This window comes from Flexivirga sp. (genome assembly GCF_035551235.1).
Taxonomy (GTDB): domain Bacteria; phylum Actinomycetota; class Actinomycetes; order Actinomycetales; family Dermatophilaceae; genus Flexivirga.
The window spans coordinates 1-2,120 of the sequence record NZ_DASZNO010000023.1; the positions used below are offsets into that span (position 1 = coordinate 1).

1 protein-coding gene is annotated in these 2,120 nt (G+C 67.6%); it reads left to right on the forward strand.

The window, feature by feature from the left end:
- Positions 1 to 1,533: 1,533 nt before the first annotated feature.
- On the forward strand, positions 1,534 to 1,938 hold the full coding sequence (locus VG502_RS07160; protein ID WP_325549348.1) for an OsmC family protein: 405 nt from the start codon (positions 1,534 to 1,536) through the stop codon (positions 1,936 to 1,938).
- Positions 1,939 to 2,120 lie beyond the last annotated feature (182 nt).

Here is a 2,120-nt window from a genome sequence, read left to right on the forward strand (position 1 = left end):
CATCCGCTGCCCCTCGGCCGCGATCGCGTCCAACGCCATCCGCGTCGCCCGCTCACGCAGCTCGTCGCTGTACTTCTTCGGTGCCGGCATGCTCTGCATCCTCCCTGGGATCAGAGCCTGCACAGAACCCGGGGCGCATCACAGCCGCGTGGGTTCGTGGCTCGTGTCGTGGATCTCTCCCGACGCGCCCGCACAGTCGGATCAGACTGGGTTTCCCTTCACGGGACCGGCCACAGCGTCATCGTCGATCGACGAGGGGCGGACGGACAGCGAACGGCGAGCATGGTGACCGCGTTCAGCTCGTGCCACCGGTGCCGGTGTCCGGGCCGAACAGGACGTAGTCCCGGGGCTCGGACAGCAGCACGCTCTGCTCGTCGACCTCGACGCGGAACCCGTCGCCGGCCACGCGGATCGTGAGCGTGCGCGCGTCCGCCGACGGGCTCCACTCGCAGCGTGTGTCGCTGCGGGGTGATTGGCATATTTCACCTCGACCTCGTCGGCGCCGCCGCTATGGGCAGGACCGCGGGTCGGATAGCTCCACAGTCCCATGGAGCCTCCTCGCCAGGCAGGTGAATGGTGATCGCGACGTCCCGGCCGCGGGTGACATGGCAGGGCCGCAGCGCGGGCGCAGCTGGTGAGCCCTGACCGCTGCGGTCAACGCTGGATACGAGCCGGTGAATCGGTGCCCGAGCAGCTCGTCGAACAAAGTCGAGGCCCACAAGTGCGGGGTCGTCGGCCAGCCGCAGCAGACAGGACTCGGGGGATGGATCGAACAGTGTCGGCTGCGATCGGCGCCGCTTACCCGGCAAGCGTCCGCCAGACAGATAGGCACCGAGCGTCTTGCGGTCCACCTGCAGGTGGTAGTCGATCGCCGAGATTGATCAACCCGCTGATGCAGCGCGTGCGCCTGCACGTCTTCCTTTCAGGACAGCATCCGGCCTCCAGTGACGGTTCACGGTGGCGCACACATGAACCCCTGCCGCAAGCCGGTGAGCGGATGCCATGCCGGAACGGACGCATGCCTGGGGAAGTTGATCTAGCAGTTCTACGGGGAATCACTCAGCGCGAGCACGGCTGACCGGTAAGGTCGATGGCCGCTGCGACGCTGTCAGATGTGGACGTTCAGGAGTCGACTGTGGCGGCGGAGGATCTCATCGAAGGCCAGTGGTTTGGCGCGAATCGGTGCGTGGGCTGGGGGCTTGGTCCTTGCAGGTCACCGAGACTCATGTTGGCGCGACCACGGTGCGGATCGTCACTACCGACGACATCCGAGAAGTTGTGTCCCAGCGGCGTGATCGACGCGTGTGGTCGAGTACCGGCCACAGCGCACCGGCACCATCCAGCGCGACGCGCGCGCCAGCGCCGACTCCCCAGCGTGGACGTCAGGCTGTCGCCTGCCGGGTGACCGAGGCCGGATGGTGCGACGACCGCGTGATCGTCGTCAGCGACGCCGGCTTCACCGAGGTCGACAGGCACGATGACGGTGCGGGCGCAGATGGTTTTCGAGAGTGGCAACATCAGAAGGAGCGGGCGATGACCCTGGAAGTACAACGTGAAGGCGAGCACGACTTCGTCGGCCGCAACGAGCGAGGCGCCGAGGTACGCATCGGCCACAAGGGCGCCGAGGGTGCCTTCTCCCCGGCAGAGCTGCTGCAGATCGCGGCCGCCGGGTGCTCCGCGGTCACAGCGGAACACCTCATCACCCGCCGCATCGGTGACGACTCGAAGTTCACAGTCTCCGTGACCGCCGACCGCTGCGAAGGCGCTTCCGAACTGGACGGCGTGCACGTTGCCTTCGACGTCGACGTGTCTTCTCTCGACGCCGATCAGCGCGAAGCCCTCGCCACGGCGGTGGACCGCGCGATCGACCGCTTGTGCACCGTCAGCCGGACGCTCAAGAAGGGCGTTCCCGTGACGGAAGCATTCCCGACCGCCTGACTGACAGCACGCGCTTAGCCGCTCGCGCTGGCCGACCTGTTGCCGGGTGGCGGGTTGCGGCGAGGCAGTACGGTCGCGATGCGCGGGTCGACCTCGCTGGTGGTGGCTTTGCTGGCTGAGACGACCCAGATCGGGTCGTGGGCAGCGACCGCGGGCCTGCCGGATCTGGGGCTGGCCGCTGC